Below are 19,900 nucleotides of genomic sequence, written 5' to 3'. Positions count from 1 at the left end.
TCAGCCCGGAGATAGCGAATTAATATTCGCTATCTCTTCCAGCTGATAATAAACCTTAATACCCTGTTGTTGTGCCACTCTGACGTCATTATCCGCCCCGTCCGATTCACCTGCGATACGTAATATCGCATCGCACCGTTGAATCAGACGATGCGCTAATGGATACATAAACTCTTCACTTATTTTATCACCCAGCCGTTGCGAACCCGCCACGCTGGCGAGCGGTAATGCCAGCCATTCGCCGATAAGCGGAAGATGCCCGCGCTGATAAACCTGTAAAGCCACCTCTTCGAGCCGTAACAGGTTTTTTGCCATCAGCTGCGGATCACCGCCGGTGCCGCCGCGATAGGGGCCAGCAATCAAAATCAGTTGTGCTTTCATCGGCTTCTCTCTTCCATCAGATGGTGTAGCGCGACATAGTGCAATAGCATAATGGTCTTGGCATCGACAATAATGCCCGCTTCAATTGCGTTCAGGGCATCGCTGAATGGCATTTCCAGCACCTCTAAGTCTTCGCCTTCTTCAACAATGCCGCCGCCGGCGCTAATACGATCTGACGCCGAATATTCACCGAGGAAAAAATGTATTTTTTCGGTGACCGACCCGGGGCTCATATAAGCCTGGAAGATCTTTCTAACCCGCTGAACCCGATAACCCGTTTCCTCTTCTGCCTCAGCCTGAATACGATCTTCCGGCGACTGGTTATCGAGTAATCCTGCTGCCGCTTCAATTAGCATGCCGTCGTGGCCATTAACAAAAACCGGAAAGCGGAACTGGCGCGTCAGTAATACGTTTTGCGTGGTTTTATTAATCAGCAATATTGTCGCCCCGTCGCCGCGATCGTAGGTTTCACGGCTTTGCCGTTGCCAGACGCCATCCCGACGCAAAAAATCAAAGGTGGTCTTTTTTAACAGGTACCAGTCATCTGACAAAATGACGGAATCAATAATGCGTACTCTCTCTTTAGTTGCTGTCATAATCATCCTCCGATATCAGGAATTGACAATAACGTGCAATTTCGTGCATGGTCAAGAAAATTCGTGCAAACTATCCCCGCACTGACTCAAGGTAAAGGTGATGCTTACTTCACAGCGCAAAAAGATAATTATGGAAAAACTGACCAGTGAAGGTCAGGTTCTGGCAAAGCAACTCAGTGATTTTTTTGAGGTTTCTGAAGATACTATCCGACGCGACCTGCGTGAAATGGCAAGTGAGGGCTTACTTCAGCGTGTGCATGGCGGCGCGTTGCCAGCCTCCAGCGCGGTGGTCACTTTTTCAGAAAGAAGCCAGATAGAGATCGCACCGAAACGCGCTATTGCGAAAGCGGCAGCGGAGATGATTGCGCCCGGGCAGGTGGTGATTATTGATGGCGGCACCACCTCAGCCGAGCTGGTGAAGTGCCTGCCCAGGACCCTTGCGGCCACCGTGGTGACGCACAGCCCGAGTGTGGCGATGGGGCTGGTCGATCATCCGTTAATTGAGGTCATCATCATCGGCGGGCGGCTATATAAGCACTCCATTGTCTCTGTCGGTGCCGCAGCGGTTGAAGCAATTTCCCATATCAACGCCGATATCTATTTTATGGGGGTGACGGGCGTGCATCTGGAAGCGGGTCTGAGCACCGGCGATCTGGAGGAGGCCTATATTAAACGTGCGCTGGCGGCACGCGCGGCAGAAGTGGTAGTGCTGGCCTCCAGCGATAAACTGAATGCCGCATCGCAATATACGATTGGCGAAATCACCCTGGCAAACGCCATGGTGGTGGAAAACGCCTCCAGCCCAAAACTGATCGCTCAGCTTAAGCAAAAAGGCATCACCATTGTCAGTGCACAGAGTTAAGCGGTGCCGCGGACGGTTCAGGCAGTGACCGGCACAAACTGCACCCGTTTTTTCGAAATCAGCCCGTGCGCGTTCTGGCAAAAATAGTCAACCGCGCCACAGGCTTTCAGTACCTGCAATGGCTGATGGCAGTCAGGACAGAGCGCCTGACGGGCATAATCACTGGCGCAGTGCTGGCAGTGAAAGCCGTTTTCGCTGGCGGATAACGGCTGCTGGCAGAGCGGACATAACTGATTCATCCTTTCCCCTTCGGCATAACAAACGAGGGCCCGATCAGGCCCCCGTGGGTGATTAACGCTTACCTTTTTTCAGGTGAGTCATCAGACGTTTACGTTTACGCTGCTGATTAGGCGTCAACAGGTTACGTTTACCGGCAAACGGGTTGTCACCCTCTTTAAACTGGATGCGAATCGGCGTACCCATCACGTTCAGTGAACGACGGAAGTAGTTCATCAGATAACGTTTGTAGGAGTCCGGCAGATCCTTCACCTGATTACCGTGGATCACCACGATTGGCGGGTTATAACCACCGGCATGCGCATATTTCAGCTTCACGCGACGTCCACGCACCAACGGCGGCTGATGGTCTTCCTCGGCCATGGTCATGATACGCGTCAGCATCGAGGTGTTGATGCGGCGTGTGGAGCAGTCATAGGCCTCAGTAACTGACTCGAACAGGTTACCGACACCGCTGCCGTGCAGCGCAGAGATAAAGTGGATACGGGCAAAATCGATAAAGCCCAGGCGGAAATCCAGCGTCTCTTTCACTTCATCGCGGACTTCCTGCGACAGGCCATCCCACTTGTTGACCACAATCACCAGTGAGCGCCCACTATTCAGGATAAAGCCGAGCAGAGAGAGATCCTGATCGGAAATACCTTCACGAGCATCAATCACCAGCATGACCACGTTGGCGTCTTCAATCGCCTGCAGGGTCTTAATCACCGAGAACTTCTCTACGGTATCGGTGATCTTGCCGCGCTTACGCACCCCGGCAGTATCGATTAGCACATAGTCGCGACCGTCACGCTCCATCGGGATATAGATGCTGTCACGGGTGGTGCCCGGCATGTCATATACCACGACCCGCTCTTCGCCGAGAATGCGGTTAGTTAGTGTGGACTTACCAACGTTAGGGCGGCCGACAATCGCCAGCTTAATCGGCAGATCCAGCGGGTTGAAATCATCCTCTGCTTCTTCCGCCGGGGCATCAGGATCTTCACCGCGCTCTTTGGCGGCTAAAGCCGCCCAGTAGGCTTCGTTTTCTTCCTCTTCGCTCAGTACTTTCGGATCGACCACTTCCATCCACGGCAGCAGCGCAGTTTCCAGCAGACTGGTTACGCCACGACCATGAGAAGCGGCGATGGCATAAACATCGCCTAAGCCCAGCGAGTAGAAATCACCTACGGCAGAATCGGCATCAAGACCATCGGTTTTGTTCGCCACCAGGAAGGTCGCTTTCTGACGCGAGCGCAGGTGTTTGGCAATCGCCACGTCGGCCGCCATCAGGCCAGCACGCGCATCAACCATAAACAACACCACATCGGCTTCTTCAATCGCCAGGAGTGATTGCTCCGCCATCCGGGTTTCCACGCCCTCTTCGTTGCCATCAATACCACCGGTATCAATAGCAATAAATTCGCGCCCTTCTACTTCGGCACGACCGTACTTGCGATCGCGTGTCAGCCCGGGGAAATCCGCAACCAGCGCATCTCGCGTATGCGTTAAACGGTTAAATAAGGTAGATTTTCCCACATTGGGACGCCCAACCAGCGCGACCACAGGTACCATAATAAAGCCTCATAACTAAAAAATTAAATGCCCGTCCCGATGCGTTATTATAAACAACTTGTTGCAGTCTGGTCAGGCTGAAGGCGCTAAGAATAACACGCCCGTTAAAAAACGAAACGGCCCCTGATGATCAGGGGCCGCTAAACAACAGCGTTTCAGTCGGAGAAATTAACGCGTAAAGGCGTAAACTTCACCATTCTTCGCCTGAATCAGCAGCTTATCGCTGGCAACCACCGGCTCAGTTTGCAGGCCGGAGCTGTCAACTTTCTGCTGGGCGACAAAACGACCGTCATCGGTATTCAGCCAGTGCAGGTAGCCTTCACTGTCACCCACCACGATATAGCCGTTATACAGCACCGGCGAGGTCAGGTTACGATGCAGCAGATCGCTTTGACGCCAGATGGAAACGCCACCGTCAGCGCTCAGCGCAATCACGCGGTCATCCTGATCGACCAGATAGATACGGCCGGCATCAACGATCATATCGTTAACTGAACCAATTTCACGCTTCCACATAATCTGGCCAGAGCGCAGATCGAGAGCGGTCAGATTGCCGTTATAGGCCAGTGCGTAAACCACGCCGTTGACCACGATAGGTGTGGTGTCGACATCACTCAGGCGATCGATCTCAGTAGCACCGCTTGGCTGTGAAATACGCTGCTGCCAGATCAGCTGTCCCTGATTCATCATGACCGCACTGACGCGGCCATTATCACCGCCGACAATCGCAGCGCCAAATGCCGTGGTTGGCGCAGACTCGCCGCGCAGCGAAAGAGCCGGCATATCGAGGTTAACCGACCATTTCACCGCGCCGCTCGCCTGATCCAGCCCCTGCAACATACCGTTACTGGTATGAATCAGGACTAAACCATCGCTGATCACCGGACGCGATAATGCTTCGCCAGCAACTTTGGTCTGCCAGGCGACAGAGCCATCGCTGCTGTTCAGCGCATAAACCTGGGCACGTTCGCTACCGATATAAATATGTTCACCACCCGCTGTCACACCACCAGACAGCAGTGCAGGCCGGTTACTGGAGAAGAAACCGGTTTTTTCCGCCAGGTCGACTTTCCACTTCTCTTTACCATCCGCAGCATCCAGCGCTTTCACCACACCATGACGATCGGCGGCAAACACGGTGCCATCCTGCCATGCAGGATGCAGATTTGAATAGAAGTCGCCAATGCCATCACCGACTGAAGTGCTCCACACTTTTTCCGGCGTGAACTGATTCTGAACTGTTGGCAACGGGGCCATTTTCACTACATCTTCTTCGCCGCTGAACAGCGAACAACCGCTGAGTAACGTGACTGAAATCAGCCCGGGCAGCAGGTATTTACGTAATTCCATGCGCTCTCTCTTGAATGGCTTAACTTAACCTAAGTTATTCATTTTCATCTGCATCATTTCTTTCAGCGCGGGAGAGGCATCAGAAGCAATACCTTTACTCCATGCTTCACGCGCACCCTGCATATCGCCTTTGCTTAACAGCGCTTCGCCACGGATATCAGCAATAATGGCTACCCAGCCATCACCTTTTACCGTGTCGAGGGTTTTGATCGCGTCATCAGCCTTTTTCTGCTGCAGTTGAATGCGCGCCAGACGCAGATTCAGCACCGCCTGCAAATTGGCATCCTGCGTCGCTTTCAGGCCGCTCTGCAATTGAGCCGCAGCTTTATCCAGTTCGTTTTTGTCGACAAACTGTTTCGCCAGGTCCAGCGAAGCCAACGCACCATAGGTGTTGTTATTTTCGCTGACAAACTTGCTTGCCGCTTCCAGAGTGTTTGGTTTACTGCCATCCAGCTCGGTAGTCACCTGCTGATAAGCCGCAGATGTCACTTTCGCACTACCGTCCTGATGACTGTTCCAGTAACGCCAGCCCACCAGTGCACCTACGCCTAAAACGACGCCAACCACCAGCGCTTTGCCATTGTTGGCAAAGAAACGACGAAGTGCATCAACCTGTTCGTTATCGTTGCTATAGACTTCCACGCAATCCCTCTCCTTAACTTATGTCCTGCTGCACCGAAATTATTTCAACAGCGCCGAGAGCGCGGCTGCCGCATCACTCTGCGCCAGCGTTTGCTGTTCACCGGTGCGCAGATCTTTAATCACCACCTGGCCCGCTTTCACTTCATCTTCACCCACTACCAGTGCAACGCGAGCGCCCCACTTATCGGCACGGGCAAACTGCTTTTTAAAGTTGCCGCCACCATAGTTGGTCATTAGCTTCAGTTCTGGCGACGCATCACGCAGCTTTTCTGCCAGCAGCATTGCTGCGGACTGCACACCCTGACCGGAAGCGATAACATAGACATCAACAATGCGCGTCGGTTCAAATTCCGGATTAACCGCCTGAACCAGCAACACTAAACGCTCAAGTCCCATGGCAAAGCCGACGGCAGGCGTCGCACGCCCACCCAGCTGTTCCACCAGGCCATCATAGCGACCGCCGGCACATACCGTGCCCTGCGCGCCAAGGCTGCTGGTGACCCATTCAAACACCGTGCGGTTGTAGTAATCGAGACCACGCACCAGACGCTGATTAATGGTATAGCCAATCCCGGCATCATCCAGAATGGCGCAGAGACCGGCAAAATGTTCGCGCGACTCGTCATCCAGATAATCGCCTAAGGCCGGCGCATTATTCAGCAGTTGCTGCACATCAGGATTTTTGCTGTCCAGCACCCGCAGTGGATTGCTGTACATCCGGCGTTTACAATCCTCATCCAGCACCTCCTGATGCTGTTCAAGGAACGCCACCAGCGCGTCACGATAGTTAGCACGCGCTTCCAGCGAACCGATAGAGTTCAGCTCCAGCGTCACGTGTTCGGCAATACCCAGCGCTTTCCACCAGCGTGCGCTCAGCAGAATCAGTTCAGCATCAATATCCGGCCCCTGCAGGCCAAAGACTTCGACACCCAGCTGATGGAACTGACGATAGCGCCCTTTCTGCGGACGCTCGTAGCGGAACATCGGCCCGACGTACCACATACGCTGTTCCTGATTGTACAGCAGACCATGTTCGATACCGGCACGCACGCAGCCCGCCGTACCTTCCGGACGCAGTGTCAGGCTTTCGCCGTTGCGATCTTCGAAGGTGTACATCTCTTTTTCAACCACGTCGGTCACTTCACCGATAGCGCGTTTGAACAATGGGGTCTGCTCTACAATCGGCAAACGAATTTCGCTGTAACCATAACCGGCCAGCACCTGCTTCAGGATGCCCTCAATGCGCTGCCAAACCACGGTTTCAGCAGGCAGATAGTCGTTCATGCCGCGGATAGCTTGAATATTCTTTGCCACTTATTATCTCTCTAAATTGGCTACTGAATGGACGCTTGCGTCGCACTGTCTGTTTACGGTCAGCGATTGTCACTATCCCTGCCGACATTCAGTATCTTAAATATGAAAAAGAACCTGACCCGGCATCTTACCCCAAGAGGGGGACACCGAACAGGTTCAATCTTCTCTCCCCTTCATCTTTCGGGCTGCCGGGGCGTTGGCTGCCTTCTCTCACCCCAGTCACTTACCGGAGTAAGCTCCGGGGGATTCGCTCAGTTGCCGCCTGCCTGCAACCCAAAATCTATTGGGGTAAACCCTTCATCTTTCGGGCCGCCGGGGCGTTGGCTGCCTTCTCTCACCCCAGTCACTTACCGGAGTAAGCTCCGGGGGATTCGCTCAGTTGCCGCCTGCCTGCAACCCAAAATCTATTGGGGTAAACCCTTCATCTTTCGGGCTGCCGGGCGTTGGCTGCCTTCAGGCGGGCGGCTAAATGCCGTCCCATAAGCTCCGGGGGATCTGAAACACTGTAGGGGAGCCATTAATGGCTCCCGCTGGCTGATGCTACTTCTCGACCTGCTGCACATCGATGCGGCGACTCTCGTCCAGCATCGACGCTTTGGCACGAATGCGTGCTTCCAGCTGATCGATCATATCGTCGTTATCCAGACGCTCGCGCAGACGCACGCCATCTTCGTAGAGACCGCTCTTCTTATTACTGCCGGTCACGCCAAGGGTAGAAACCAGCGCTTCCCCCGGACCATTGACCACACAACCGATAATCGAAATATCCATCGGCGTGATGATATCTTCCAGCCGCTGTTCGAGGGCGTTAACCGTGCCAATCACATCAAACTCCTGACGTGAGCAGGTCGGACAGGCAATAAAGTTAATCCCGCGCGAACGAATTCGCAGTGATTTCAGGATATCAAACCCGACCTTCACTTCCTCAACCGGATCGGCCGCCAGCGAAATACGCAGCGTATCGCCAATCCCTTCTGACAGCAGCAGGCCAAGGCCGATGGCCGATTTCACCGCACCGGCGCGAGCGCCGCCCGCTTCGGTGATACCAAGGTGTAATGGCTGAACGATCTGTTTAGCCAGCAAGCGATAAGATTCCACGGCAAGAAACACGTCGGACGCTTTAACGCTGACTTTAAACTGATCGAAATTAAGACGATCAAGATGATCAACATGACGCATGGCGGATTCCAGCAGCGCCTGTGGCGTCGGCTCACCATACTTTTCCTGCAGATCACGCTCCAGCGATCCGGCATTGACGCCGATGCGGATAGGAATGTTGTAGTCACGCGCGCAGTCCACCACCTGGCGGATACGTTCGTTATTACCGATATTGCCTGGATTGATACGCAGACAGTCAACGCCATATTCGGCGACTTTCAGCGCGATGCGATAGTCGAAATGAATATCCGCCACCAGCGGGACATTGACTTGTTGTTTGATCAGTTTGAAGGCTTCCGCCGCGTCCATAGTCGGTACGGAAACGCGAACAATATCCGCGCCTGCACGTTCCATGGCTCTGATTTGACTGACCGTGGCAGCGACATCGGTAGTGCGCGTGTTGGTCATGGACTGAACGGCGATCGGAGCGCCATCGCCCACCGGCACCTTGCCGACGTAAATACGTGTTGATTTGCGACGGATAATGGGTGCTTCGTTATGCATATTCTTTCTCCATAATCGCTCGGGACCAGAGAAGATGCGTTATTGCGCACCGATGGTCAGGCGAGCAACCTGGTTGCTACGGACAAAACGACTCAGGTCAACAGGCTGGCCCTGATACTGAATCTGTACTGCGCTCGGCGCACCGATTTTGAGACGATAAGGTGCGGTACCTGCAAGGCTAAGTTTACCACCACTACGCTGTGTACCACTGAACAGTTTTTTACCTGCTGAATCAGTAACTTCCAGCCAGCAATCGGCGTTAAAATCCATCACCACGGCGTTAGGATCCACTGGCGCACCGCTCACGCCAGCAGCGCCGGTTGGCAACTGGCCATTGTTTGCCTGACCATCCGCCGCAGGAACTGCGGCGTTGTTGATCGGAGCCTGGCTCGGCGAAACGACCTGACCGGCATTACTGACCGGGGTGGCAGCATGAACTGGCGCGGGCGCATTCGCAGCCGAAGTATTACTTGCCGCATTATTGGGATCTGCGGCTACAGGACTGCTGTCAGCAGGCGCGGCGGGTGATTCAGTCGCGCTGTCACTTTCAGTACTGCTACCGGTCAGGGAAACAGACTGACTGTTATCCCCTTCGGTGGCAGAGTTCTGGTCGGCCATGGAAACCAGGTCATCCTGTGCCGCCTTGTGGTTTTGCCACCACCAGGCGCCGGTCAGACCGACGACGACAAACAGTACCAACCAGGTAAAAATCATCAGCCAGCCATCGCGTTTTTTACGACGCTTGCCGAGTGAGAAGCTCTGCATTGGTTCAACTTTTGCTGCACGAACCGGTGCCTGCCTGGCCATCATGGGCAGCAGCTCCTCTTCCGGCACATGCACCAGACGAGCATACGAGCGGATATAACCACGCAAGAAAGTCGATGCGAGATCGGCGGGGGATTTATCTTCCTCAAGATCACGAACGGTAGAAAGTTTCAGGCAAAGACGCTCAGCAACGTTCTGCTGCGTCAGGCCCATTTTCTCACGGGCACCACGCAGGCGTTCGCCCGTGGAATTTACTGCAGATTTTTCTTCAGTGGCTTCAGTATTCATTAGCTAAAAAATGCTGGTGCTGTATCGATTGTGGAAAATTTCGCGCCAGTTGCCTGCCATAACGCTCAATATCAGCGCTACGCTTAACTAACGCGGCGAAACGAATCTCTAACCACAAGCTTTCTGCCGTAGCAGGCAAGCTGTGTTGATACACATCTAACAAGAGTCGCGCATCAGCACGTTCTCCCTTTCCAAATCGCGTTTCGGCCTCTGCCAGCAAGGTCATCCCTTTCTGTCCGTCGGCCTTAACGGCCAACAATAACGACTGCCTTGCAGGCTCAGATTCTCCGGCGTTCAGATAGCAGTAACCGGCATTCTCAAAGCTATCTGCTCTGGCGCCGGGCTGCGGCAGACGTAGTGCCTGGCTAAACTGCTGTTGTGCCGCATCATACTGCCCTAAACCGCAAAGAAACGCACCGTAATTGTTAACGACCAAACTATTTAACGGTGCCAACTTCAGCGCCTGATCATAACGCAATTGGGCGGAATGGTTATCCCCCGTTTTTTGATAAAGACGGGCCATGGCCAGCTGCGTGCGATAATCCTGCGGCTGTGCGGCCTCTGCACGTTCCAGATTGCGTTGCGCCGCGGTAATATCACCGCGCGCAAGGTACTCTAAACCGAGCTGCAGACGCGTCTGCGCTGAGGCATTCGTGGCGGTATCAGTGACACAACCACTTACAAGAAAAGTACTCAGCACTGCACAGTGTAATCCTTTACACATACATAACGTCTCCCTGCTGTTATGAAGCCTGGTATGTTACTCCAAACACAGCAAGCTCAACACCAGAGAAATCACTGAGAAAACAATTCAGTCTCAAGTTTCAGATCGCTTTCACAGATATGGCTTCGCCTGCCATTTTTTTGCGCAGAGTTCGCTTAGTACGATCGATTACATCGCCAGCTAACTGACCACAGGCGGCATCAATATCATCACCACGGGTTTTACGCACAATAGTGGTAAAGCCGTAGTCCATCAGTACTTTAGAAAAACGGTCCACACGACTGTTCGAGCTGCGGCCATACGGCGCCCCCGGGAACGGGTTCCATGGGATCAGGTTAATTTTGCACGGCGTATCTTTCAGCAGGGCCGCCAGTTCATGGGCATCATCAGTGCTGTCATTGATATGATCCAGCATCACATACTCAATGGTGACGCGTCCCTGATTCGCATTCGATTTGCCGATGTAACGCTGCACCGCCGCAAGGAAAGTCGCGATATTGTATTTCTTGTTAATCGGCACGATTTCATCGCGGATCTTGTCATTCGGCGCGTGCAGAGAGATCGCCAGCGCAACGTCAATCATATCGCCCAGTTTATCGAGCGCCGGCACCACACCGGAGGTTGACAGGGTAACGCGGCGTTTGGACAGCCCGAAACCAAAGTCATCCAGCATGATCTCCATTGCCGGTACGACATTGTTCAGATTCAGCAGGGGTTCGCCCATCCCCATCATGACCACGTTGGTAATTGGACGCTGACCGGTAATACGCGCCGCGCCAATAATTTTCGCCGCTCGCCATACCTGACCAATAATTTCCGACACGCGCAGATTACGGTTAAAGCCCTGCTGGGCGGTGGAGCAGAATTTACATTCCAGCGCACAACCTACCTGCGAAGAGACACAAAGTGTGGCGCGGTCTTTCTCCGGGATATAGACAGTTTCGACCAGTTGATCGCCAACGCGAATCGCCCATTTAATGGTGCCATCTGCCGAACGCATCTCTTCAGCCACTTCCGGTGCGCGGATCTCGGTCAGCTCTTTCAGCTTACCGCGCAGCACCTTATTGATATCGGTCATCTGATCGAAATCATCGCTGCAGTAATGATAGATCCATTTCATCACCTGATCGGCACGGAAGGGTTTCTCACCAATAGAGCTAAAGAATTCGCGCATTTGCTGACGGTTGAGATCCAGCAGATTGATTTTTTGTTTTTGATTAACAGCGACAGGAGTTTCTGACGACGGCGTCACAATAAGTTCTGACATAATATTCTCTCGCCTCGTTATTACACGTTATGGCGTTAGGTTAATGATAAAGTCGGGATGAATGATAAAAAAAGAAACGCCCCCGCTGAGCATGCTCATCAGGGGCGCATTATTGTACAAACATCTTTCACGGGATACCAGGTTATCAGGGTGAGCAGCGGAAATAATTTTGTAAACGCTGCTTACCGCGCGGCGATCCCGCTACGCATTAACGGGTGCGCGGGCAGATTTCGCCTTCGCCGAAGAAAAATGCGATTTCACGTGCGGCAGACTCAGCGGAGTCAGAACCGTGAGTGGCATTTTCAGTAAAGCTGTCAGCGTAATCCGCGCGCAGAGTACCGGCCAGAGCATTAGCCGGGTTAGTCGCGCCCATCAGGTCACGGTGACGCTGCACGGCATTTTCGCCTTCCAGTACCGAAACCACGATAGGGCCGGAGGTCATAAATTCAACCAGGCCGTCGAAGAATGGCTTACCCGCGTGCTCTGCGTAGAACCCCTGAGCCTGTTCAGTGGTCAGGTGCAGCATTTTAGCCGCAACAATTTTAAAACCAGCGCTTTCAAAACGATTGTAGATAGCACCAATTACGTTTTTTGCCACCGCGTTCGGTTTTACGATGGAAAAAGTACGTTCTGTTGTCATGTTGACCTCTGTAATTAACTTCCAGTTTAAGCCGGATTTACCTGTTATCCGTCAGGATCGGTATCCCGCAAGATTTTGGCCAGGAAATTTGGCTTCCGGCCCGAGAAATGGCGGCGATTATAGGGGCGTGACCGGCAGTTGCCTACCCGGAATTCAACAATTTATTAAAAAAATATGATCGCCGTCGCGACAATCTGGTCGCATTTGCTGTCCAGACCCTACAACAACTCACTCAACTGTAAAAGACGCAGTCGCCACCTGTCCACCCTCATCCAGCACCGTTAACTGATAAGCGCCTGGTTTTTCGAACACTAATGCCTGCGAGTCAGGGCCATCCTGCCCCTCCAGCGGCGAGCCATTAAGGAACCACCAGCGTTGATTTCCCTGCCCTCCCTGCACGCTGGCGGTGATCGTCAGTGCATGCTGTCCGGGAAGCCGGTGCAAAATCTGGCCGTCGCGCAGACCGGTTAAAATCAGAGGAACCGCATTCCCCTCACCTAATGGCGGACACTGCATATCGATGGCCGGCAAACGACTGGCGCGTCGTTCAGCCAGCGCTAGCCAGGGTTCCAGCGGCAGCGGCCATAACATCAGGGTTTCGGCCCGGGCGCCGCTGCAGTCTGCCGCAACGCGCCTGCCCTGCGGATTTATCCAGACCGGCTGCTGCAGACCCGAGATACTCTCCTGCCCCGGCGCCAGCAGTGTCGGCGGCACGGTATTATTCACGATCCAGCTCTGGCGGCGCTGGCGGCAGTTAGCATCTCCCGGCGCTAAGGTTTGCCCGCCAGGCCAGCAGATGGTCGCGGCACTCACCGAAGCAGGGCGTGGATCGCCCGGCAAATCGGCGCCACGTAATGCCGGTGACGACATCAGCAAATGATGAAGCTGGTTTAATATCGGCACCGCGCTGGCATAGCCGTACTGTCCGGCAACCGGAGTACCGTCCGGACGTCCCACCCATACGCCAATCAGGTAACGAGCGTCCATCCCCACCGCCCAGGCGTCGCGATAGCCATAACTGGTGCCGGTTTTCCACGCCAGCGGCACTACGGCAGCGCGATCGTCATCCGCCAGCGGCTGTGCCTCGCCTGCCAGAATACTGCGAATGACCCAGGCGGCGCCCGGTGAAAGTAAAGGACGTTCTTCCAGCCCCTGCTCTGGCAGAAAACGCAGGGCAGCGACATTGCCATGGCGCGCAAAGGCGCTGTAGGCCGACAGCACTTCATCCATGCGCGTACCGGTTCCGCCGAGTATCAGGGAAAGATTCGGCTCCACGGCCGGCGGGAAGCGCAGATTAACCCCGGCATTACGCAGCGCAGCGGTAAAACGCCTGGGTCCGTAAGCATCCAGTAATTGCACCGCCGGAAGATTAAGCGATCGCGACAGTGCTTCGCTGGCGCTGACCGGACCATGAAAGCCGCTGTCAAAATTTCCGGGACGGTAATCGCCAAAGCGACGCGGGACATCCTGCAACAATGACTCCGCATGAATCAGCCCGTCGTCGATCGCCAGACCATACACAAAAGGTTTCAGGATCGATCCCGGCGAACGCACGCTGCTGATCATATCGACATGACCAAAACGACTGTCGTCATTCAGATCAACCGAACCGAGATAGCCGCGCACTTTCATATTGGTATGATCAACGATCAGTAAAGCCATGGAGGTACGCGGCGGCAGCTGATTTTTCCAGCCCAGCGCCAGCGCTTCCAGCTGACGCTGCAGCGACGCATTAATGGTAGCGGTCACTTTTTGCCGGGGTGAAAGTGCAATCACTCTTCTGGCCAGCAACGGCGCCAGCTGTGGCATCTGGCGCGGCGCCAGCCACACCGGCTCGGCAAACAGTTCGTCCACCTGCGCCTTTGGCCAAACCTGATAATCCACCATGCGCTGCAATACTTTGTTGCGCGCGGCCTGGGCGCGCAGCGGCCAGCGATCCGGCCGTAAACGGCTCGGAGCCTGCGGCAGTACCGCCATTAATGCGGCTTCACTGCGCGTCATCTCTGCCGGTGACTTGCCAAGCCAGGTCCAGCTCGCCGCGCCAATCCCCTCTATTGTCCCGCCAAACGGGGCGCGATTGAGGTACAGAGTGAGGATCTCCGGTTTTGACAGGTGCCACTCCAGTTGCAGTGCGCGCCAGACCTGCAGCAACTTACCGCTAAAGGTACGGGGCTGTGGATCAATCAGACGCGCAACCTGCATGGTCAGGGTACTGCCGCCGGAAATAATGCCGCCACCGCGCATATCCTGCCAGGCCGCACGCAGGATTGACAGCGGATTAACCCCCGGATGTTGCCAGAACCAGCGATCTTCGTAATTCAGCAGCGCCTGCAGATACCAGGGGGAAACCTCATCCAGGGTTACCGGATAACGCCAGATGCCATTGCGATCGGCAAAACGCCACAGCGGCGTGCCATCTTCCGCCACCACCACCCGCGCCGGTTCAACCTGCTGCAACGGCAGCGGCCACAGGCGGTCGGCCAGCAGCAGCACGATAATCAACGTCAGCGGCACCAGCAGCCAGCGGAAAAAAGCACGACCTCTTTTCATCATCACACGGCGCCCGACACACTGCCGGGCGCCAGACCTTATTGCACGTTCAGGCGCTCAGGCGTTACGCCCAGCGCACGCCATTGCGGCACATACATCGATTCAACCTGCGGTGCCGGAACCTGATAACTACCCGGCGTCACGGCGCGCGCCAGATAAAGCAGGGTCACCGGGCGATTGCCATCGATATCCACCGCCGCGATAAAGCGATCGTCACGGAACTCCAGGTGCTTAATGCTGGCCTGCTGCATATCGCTTAACGACTCCTGCACCTCCGCCGCGCTCTCCCCCAGGCTGGCGCTGCTGTCGCTCAGGTTCTGATTCTCCAGTTCCAGACCGGCTGGCAGCAAGTCGACGACCAGCGCATCCGGCACGCGTTCGCGCGCCGACACCTTCAGTTGTACCAGCACCAGTTCACCGCTCTTCAGGTTAGCCAGTGACTTCTCCTTACCATCCAGCCCCAGATAGCTGCGGCTGATTTGCAAATTATTGCTGTAGGGCTCCGGCGCATGCTGTGCATAACCCACCACGTCCAGGCGCCCATACAGGTTTCCACTGCCCTGACTGGTCAGACTCACCCCCTCCGCCAGCTGGGCGGCAGCCAGCAATTCGCTATGCGTTTCGCTGCCGCTAAGCGCCGGTGATTGTCCGTTCAGTATCGCCTGCCAGCTCTGACCTGGCGCTGACATCAGCGCTTTCCCGGCAATAAACAGGGCATTATTTTCCTGCGTTGACAGCCAGCGTTTGCCATTCAGCTGTTGCGATAACCTGACCAGCAGCAGATCCTGCTCGTTTGGCAGCAGTTTGTTATCCACCAGCAAGTTCAGCATCATCGCGTTATCGCGCAGGGTGCTGCCGTAATCTTCCAGCCAGACATTGTTTTCTGGCCGGCTGGTGTTAACCGCAAGATTGATAATCTCACCGGCACGCGGGGCATCGCCCATTAATCTGAGCGCAACCCCCAGTTGCAGCAGCGGCAAGCCGGCTTTGGCGCTGGCCTTTTTGTCATACAGCGCACGCAGAGCGCCCAGTGGCGCCTTTTGCTGACGGGCCAGTACCAGTGCGGCATAGGCCTGCACACTAAAGCGGGAGGCCGCTGCGTCACTGCTGTAATAGACCTCAATCTGATTCGGATCCTGCAAATAGCGCAGCAGGCGCTGGTTGGCGCGCTCCAGAACTGACGGCGATACGCTGTAGCCCTGTTCACTGGCACGAATCAGAAAATCGGTGACATAGGCGGTCAGCCAGAACTCTTCCTGACTCTCTTTGCCCCACAGGCCAAAGCCGCCATTCGCGCGCTGCATACCCGCCAGACGGTCGATACCGATATCGATCGATTCCCGCCGCGCCGCGTCGCTGCTGCCTTTAATCCCCAGTGCCGCCAGTTGCGCCTGATTGGTATATAGCGACGGATAGAGACCACTGACGGTTTGCTCCAGACAACCATAGGGATAAGCATAAAGTTCACGAATATAGCGGGCGATATTGAGTGGGGGGTGGTTGCCAATCACCAGCAGTCCCTGCAGAGTAGCCGGATCCAGCCCGCTCAGCGCTCCGGCCGGTACACTCCAGGGTTCGTCAATACGCACCACCGCCTCAAAGCTACGGGTTTCCGCAGGCCACGCCGGGCGGACGCCGATTTTCCAGCTTTGCTGGCTGGGGCTAACTGTTTCACCAGGCAGATTCAGACCGGTAATCTCAGCAGTAATGTCTCCCGCGCCAAAACCAGTCAATGCCGTTACCGGGATAAAAAGCGTGGTGCGCTCTCCGGTTTTCAGCGTGACAGTTTGCGTGGCGGCGCCATCGAGTTTTATTAATCCCTGCGCCGCCAGATTAATATTCAGGGTTTGCGGCAGGCCAGAAAGATTGGAGAGATCGAGAGCCAGGCGGGCGTTATCGCCGCCGGCCATAAAGCGTGGCGTCGCCAGTTCACTAATCAGCGGCGCTGCGACCACCAGTTTCTGCTCACTCTGACCAAAGCTATCGTCGCTCCATGCCTGCGCCATCAGACGCAGTTCGCCATTGAACTCAGGTATCGGCAGTTCGACGCGCCCTTCCCCCATCGCGTCCAGCGTTACCGGTAGCGCTTGTTGCGCCACGATATGCACATCGGTTACCGGTTTCTGACCGCCGCGCGCCAGCGGATCGTCTTCGTCGCCATCACCACCAAAGCGCAACGTCGCCTGACGCCCCTGCCCTTCAATCAGTTGCCCGTAGACATCATATTGATCGGCGTTATAGCGTTTACGTCCAAAGAAACCATTAAAAGGGTCCGGGGTTTTATAATCGGTAATGCTCAGTACGCCACTATCGACCGCCGCCAGCAGCAGGTGGATATTTTTCGGCAGTTCGCCGCCCTGACGTGCGGCTTTAACTTTTACCGTCAGCGTCTGATTCGGGCGGATTTTTGCCGGTGCGTCGAGCGTGATCGCCAGCTTGCGATCCTCATCGGCCAGCGGCAGATGCAGCAGCCCGACCGCGCGTTTTGGCGTAGTGCCTTTCTCTTTTTCTCCCGGCCGGATAACTAACGCGCTGAGATAGAGATCGTGACGACGCCACGCCTGATTAACCGGCACATCAACATTCAGTCCACCGGCGGGCACATCAATCTCCTGCCACCACAACGGCCCGTTACTGGACTCCAGCATCAGATAGCCTTTACCCGCTGCCGGCGCTTCAATATGCACGCTGGCTTTTTCTCCAGGCCGGTAAGCTGGTTTATCCAGTTTAAGTTTCACCTGGTCCGGGCGCAGCGCTCCGCTGCCATCGGTATTGTCCTGCCAGCTGTAGCCCGCCCAGAAACGAATACTGGTGATAGCTTTCTCATCGGCGGTACGCACTTCCAGACGATACGAACCCCAGTCAACCGGGAACTCAACGCGCGCCGTGCCATCGGCAGCCAGCGTAATCTGCTGCTGTTCCTCAGTCAGGTCCTTCTGCTCGTAGCGGGACTGCCAGCCTTCGCCGTCGGAGAAGCTCCAGTAGTAGTCGCGACGCTCGCGCACCAGGCGCACATCAATATTCTGCGCCGCCAGCTTCTCCCCACGGGCATTGGCCAGCACAATATCAAAAGCGGCATTACTGCCCTCTTCCACCATCGGCTGACTGCGGTAGCTGTCGCTACGATAGTCATAGACATCTTTGTTACCAAACAGCGGGCGAATACCGGGCAGCGCATCGGCAGGCCAGACCGCCTGCGCGACGCGACGGGTCACCGGGCGACCGCCGCTCTCCAGCAGGCTGCCCTGCAGAATGATATTGATCGGCGAATGCGCCTCCTGCCAGTCTGACGGCACCACCACGGCGGCGTCGCCCTGTGCATCAAGGGTGACATCAAACTCGTCAAGGCTGCGTTTTAATCCGTCTTCATTGATATCGCCAAACTGATAGCCGGGCAGTGCGGCAACGGCATCGCGATTAGGGCGGACAAACAGCTGCCCCTGCAGGCGATTGCCAGCCGCCGGCGCGCCATACAGATAACGACCATTCACCGCGAACGTGAGGTCATCAGCCGGCGCCAGTGGATGATCGGCCCCCTTCAGCGAGAGCGCCATCCGCTCCGGCAGAAAATCCTCGACGTTAAAACGCCAACTGCGTGGATGGTCATCACCGGTATTTGCCCGCAGCGTCCAGCTGCCCGTGATGGCAGATTCAGGCAGGGTATAGCGATACTGATAGAGGCCGTTATCCGGTTGCCACACCAGTGTCCGCGCCACTTCGCCATCCGGCTTCACTACCTCCAGCCGAACCGGCTGCGGCGGTAATGGCTTACCGTCAGCATCGCGTAGCAACGCATTAACGATCACCGTTTCTCCGGGGCGATAGAGATCGCGCGGGCCAAAGATAAACAGTTGCTTGTCATAGCCTTCCGGACCGGCGACCGCAAATTCCGCCAGATCCAACGCCGGACGACTGAGATCCAATAGAGTGGTTTGCTGATCTTTGGTTGCCAGCAGCAGCTTCGCTTTTGCCGCCGAGGTAAACTGTGCATGGCCCTGGTTATCGCTTACCGCTTGTTGCAGCGTCTGGCCTTTCTCATCCAGTAGCGTCAGTGTTATGCCCGGCAGCGCCACACCATTTTCCAGGCTCTGGCTAAACACATCCATCTGCGCCGGGAACTGATGCAGCGACAGGCCAATATCACTGAGGGTAAACAGGGTCGCGGCGTTACTGTAATTATAGGTTCCGGCTTTTTTCATTACCGCCAGATAGACGCCTGGCTGTTTAAAGGCCGCAATATTGCTTAGCGGCAACAGCATTTTTTCGCGCGTATTGCGCTCAGGGTTAAGATCAAAACGGCCGCTATAGACCAGCTCGGTTTTAGCCAGCAACTCTTCCGATTGCCAGCTCTGCAGGCTATTGCCGTTCTGCCATGAGGAGAGAAAATCGGGTAAAGAAGCGGCTTTTACCCGGAAAAAATCAACATCGATACTGTTTACGTTAAGCGCGAGGATCGGCAACCCCTGAGTGACGCGCGTGGGCAGTAAAGAGCCGCGGCTGGCAAAGCCGACCATCGGCTGCACATCACGCGTAGTGATCTCCTGTTCCGCAGTACGCTCCAGCGTGGCGCCATTAGCCGCTTTGAGCCCGCTATCGACGGTGGCGATCAGTTTACGGTTCGGTTCGAGATGGCGAAAACGCAGCTCGCGGTGGTCCGGCGACAGTTCCCAGCCGCCGTCGACGGCGCCGCTTTGGCTGTCGACCAGATGCAGCAACTGGGCAAAGTGTTGTTTGTCATCCAGCGCCACCGAAAAGGTGGCCACCAGCGTGCTGGCGCCATCCAGTTGCACTTCGGAGATATCGACAACCTTCAGCGGCTTGCCCTTATCGCGCGCCACTTCGGCGGCGCGCCGGGCATCGCTTAGCGCGGTGTCGGGCGCCGGGGCGGCGCCGGATGGCGACGTGCTTTTTTCTGCGGATGCCGCCGGTTGCGCTTTTTTATCATTATCATCGCAACCTGACAGCAATGTCAGCGCCAGTAAGGCAGCAACAGCTAACCCGTTCCTCAACCCGTGCATACGATCTCCATGGCATGATAAGCCTGCGAAATGAGAACGCCATTATGGCG

At 55.5% G+C, this 19,900-nt stretch carries 15 protein-coding genes; 1 reads left to right on the top strand and 14 read right to left on the bottom strand.

Annotated elements, in window-relative coordinates:
- Both JWF83_RS06140 and JWF83_RS06135 read right to left on the bottom strand, forming a co-directional pair.
- Positions 1–381 carry an NUDIX hydrolase gene (locus tag JWF83_RS06140; protein ID WP_413649316.1) on the bottom strand — a complete coding sequence of 127 codons (381 nt, stop codon included), beginning with the start codon at positions 379–381 and terminating at the stop codon, positions 1–3.
- On the bottom strand, positions 378–977 hold the full coding sequence (locus JWF83_RS06135; RefSeq protein ID WP_413649315.1) for an NUDIX domain-containing protein: 600 nt from the start codon (positions 975–977) through the stop codon (positions 378–380). The genes JWF83_RS06140 and JWF83_RS06135 overlap by 4 nt, the downstream gene beginning before the upstream one ends.
- 100 nt (positions 978–1,077) lie before the next feature.
- Between JWF83_RS06135 and JWF83_RS06130 the strand changes: the two genes are divergently transcribed.
- Complete coding sequence (locus JWF83_RS06130; protein ID WP_413649314.1) at positions 1,078–1,839, top strand: DeoR/GlpR family DNA-binding transcription regulator; 762 nt, start codon at positions 1,078–1,080, stop codon at positions 1,837–1,839.
- A 17-nt stretch (positions 1,840–1,856) separates the two neighbouring features.
- On the opposite strand, the gene JWF83_RS06125 is transcribed toward JWF83_RS06130, so the two are convergent.
- The 12 genes from JWF83_RS06125 to JWF83_RS06070 form a co-directional block, all read right to left on the bottom strand.
- Entirely contained in the window at positions 1,857–2,078 is a 222-nt protein-coding gene (locus JWF83_RS06125) for a zinc ribbon domain-containing protein (protein WP_413649313.1), read from the bottom strand.
- A 52-nt stretch (positions 2,079–2,130) separates the two neighbouring features.
- A complete protein-coding gene (gene der / locus JWF83_RS06120) occupies positions 2,131–3,630 on the bottom strand; it encodes a ribosome biogenesis GTPase Der (protein ID WP_413649312.1) in 1,500 nt (499 codons plus the stop codon).
- Positions 3,631–3,798: 168 nt separating this feature from the next.
- Positions 3,799–4,980, bottom strand: a complete 1,182-nt coding sequence (gene bamB, locus JWF83_RS06115; protein WP_413649311.1) for an outer membrane protein assembly factor BamB — start codon at positions 4,978–4,980, stop codon at positions 3,799–3,801.
- A gap of 24 nt (positions 4,981–5,004) precedes the next feature.
- The gene (locus JWF83_RS06110; protein WP_413649310.1) at positions 5,005–5,622 is read right to left on the bottom strand and encodes a YfgM family protein; all 618 of its coding nucleotides are present in this window, start codon (positions 5,620–5,622) and stop codon (positions 5,005–5,007) included.
- Between the two features lie 39 nt (positions 5,623–5,661).
- On the bottom strand, positions 5,662–6,936 hold the full coding sequence (hisS, locus tag JWF83_RS06105; RefSeq protein ID WP_413649309.1) for a histidine--tRNA ligase: 1,275 nt from the start codon (positions 6,934–6,936) through the stop codon (positions 5,662–5,664).
- A gap of 540 nt (positions 6,937–7,476) precedes the next feature.
- Entirely contained in the window at positions 7,477–8,598 is a 1,122-nt protein-coding gene (gene ispG / locus JWF83_RS06100; protein ID WP_413649308.1) for a flavodoxin-dependent (E)-4-hydroxy-3-methylbut-2-enyl-diphosphate synthase, read from the bottom strand.
- 39 nt (positions 8,599–8,637) lie between these two features.
- On the bottom strand, positions 8,638–9,651 hold the full coding sequence (gene rodZ, locus JWF83_RS06095) for a cytoskeleton protein RodZ (RefSeq protein WP_413649307.1): 1,014 nt from the start codon (positions 9,649–9,651) through the stop codon (positions 8,638–8,640).
- On the bottom strand, positions 9,641–10,375 hold the full coding sequence (gene pilW, locus JWF83_RS06090) for a type IV pilus biogenesis/stability protein PilW (protein WP_413649306.1): 735 nt from the start codon (positions 10,373–10,375) through the stop codon (positions 9,641–9,643). The genes rodZ and pilW overlap by 11 nt, the downstream gene beginning before the upstream one ends.
- A gap of 100 nt (positions 10,376–10,475) precedes the next feature.
- Positions 10,476–11,642, bottom strand: coding sequence for a bifunctional tRNA (adenosine(37)-C2)-methyltransferase TrmG/ribosomal RNA large subunit methyltransferase RlmN (locus tag JWF83_RS06085; RefSeq protein ID WP_413649305.1), 1,167 nt, complete (start codon positions 11,640–11,642; stop codon positions 10,476–10,478).
- 208 nt (positions 11,643–11,850) lie between these two features.
- Positions 11,851–12,282, bottom strand: a complete 432-nt coding sequence (gene ndk / locus JWF83_RS06080) for a nucleoside-diphosphate kinase (RefSeq protein WP_413649304.1) — start codon at positions 12,280–12,282, stop codon at positions 11,851–11,853.
- A 228-nt stretch (positions 12,283–12,510) separates the two neighbouring features.
- On the bottom strand, positions 12,511–14,835 hold the full coding sequence (gene pbpC / locus JWF83_RS06075; protein WP_413649303.1) for a peptidoglycan glycosyltransferase PbpC: 2,325 nt from the start codon (positions 14,833–14,835) through the stop codon (positions 12,511–12,513).
- Between the two features lie 35 nt (positions 14,836–14,870).
- A complete protein-coding gene (locus tag JWF83_RS06070; protein ID WP_413649302.1) occupies positions 14,871–19,850 on the bottom strand; it encodes an alpha-2-macroglobulin family protein in 4,980 nt (1,659 codons plus the stop codon).
- Between the last annotated feature and the right edge of the window lie 50 nt (positions 19,851–19,900).

The organism is Pantoea sp. B65 (assembly GCF_047308185.1).
In the GTDB taxonomy this organism is placed as follows: domain Bacteria; phylum Pseudomonadota; class Gammaproteobacteria; order Enterobacterales; family Enterobacteriaceae; genus Erwinia.
The sequence above is the reverse complement of the archived record's forward strand: the minus strand, read 5'-3'. Positions and strand labels throughout refer to the sequence as shown.

What these genes read in the sequence shown, in the direction of transcription:
- JWF83_RS06140 (WP_413649316.1), bottom strand. Translation starts at nt 381, where the DNA reads ATGAAAGCACAACTGATTTTGATTGCTGGCCCCTATCGCGGCGGCACC.
- JWF83_RS06135 (WP_413649315.1), bottom strand. Translation starts at nt 977, where the DNA reads ATGACAGCAACTAAAGAGAGAGTACGCATTATTGATTCCGTCATTTTG.
- JWF83_RS06130 (WP_413649314.1), top strand. Translation starts at nt 1,078, where the DNA reads ATGCTTACTTCACAGCGCAAAAAGATAATTATGGAAAAACTGACCAGT.
- JWF83_RS06125 (WP_413649313.1), bottom strand. Translation starts at nt 2,078, where the DNA reads ATGAATCAGTTATGTCCGCTCTGCCAGCAGCCGTTATCCGCCAGCGAA.
- der (WP_413649312.1), bottom strand. Translation starts at nt 3,630, where the DNA reads ATGGTACCTGTGGTCGCGCTGGTTGGGCGTCCCAATGTGGGAAAATCT.
- bamB (WP_413649311.1), bottom strand. Translation starts at nt 4,980, where the DNA reads ATGGAATTACGTAAATACCTGCTGCCCGGGCTGATTTCAGTCACGTTA.
- ispG (WP_413649308.1), bottom strand. Translation starts at nt 8,598, where the DNA reads ATGCATAACGAAGCACCCATTATCCGTCGCAAATCAACACGTATTTAC.
- rodZ (WP_413649307.1), bottom strand. Translation starts at nt 9,651, where the DNA reads ATGAATACTGAAGCCACTGAAGAAAAATCTGCAGTAAATTCCACGGGC.
- pilW (WP_413649306.1), bottom strand. Translation starts at nt 10,375, where the DNA reads ATGTGTAAAGGATTACACTGTGCAGTGCTGAGTACTTTTCTTGTAAGT.
- JWF83_RS06085 (WP_413649305.1), bottom strand. Translation starts at nt 11,642, where the DNA reads ATGTCAGAACTTATTGTGACGCCGTCGTCAGAAACTCCTGTCGCTGTT.
- ndk (WP_413649304.1), bottom strand. Translation starts at nt 12,282, where the DNA reads ATGACAACAGAACGTACTTTTTCCATCGTAAAACCGAACGCGGTGGCA.
- pbpC (WP_413649303.1), bottom strand. Translation starts at nt 14,835, where the DNA reads ATGATGAAAAGAGGTCGTGCTTTTTTCCGCTGGCTGCTGGTGCCGCTG.
- JWF83_RS06070 (WP_413649302.1), bottom strand. Translation starts at nt 19,850, where the DNA reads ATGCACGGGTTGAGGAACGGGTTAGCTGTTGCTGCCTTACTGGCGCTG.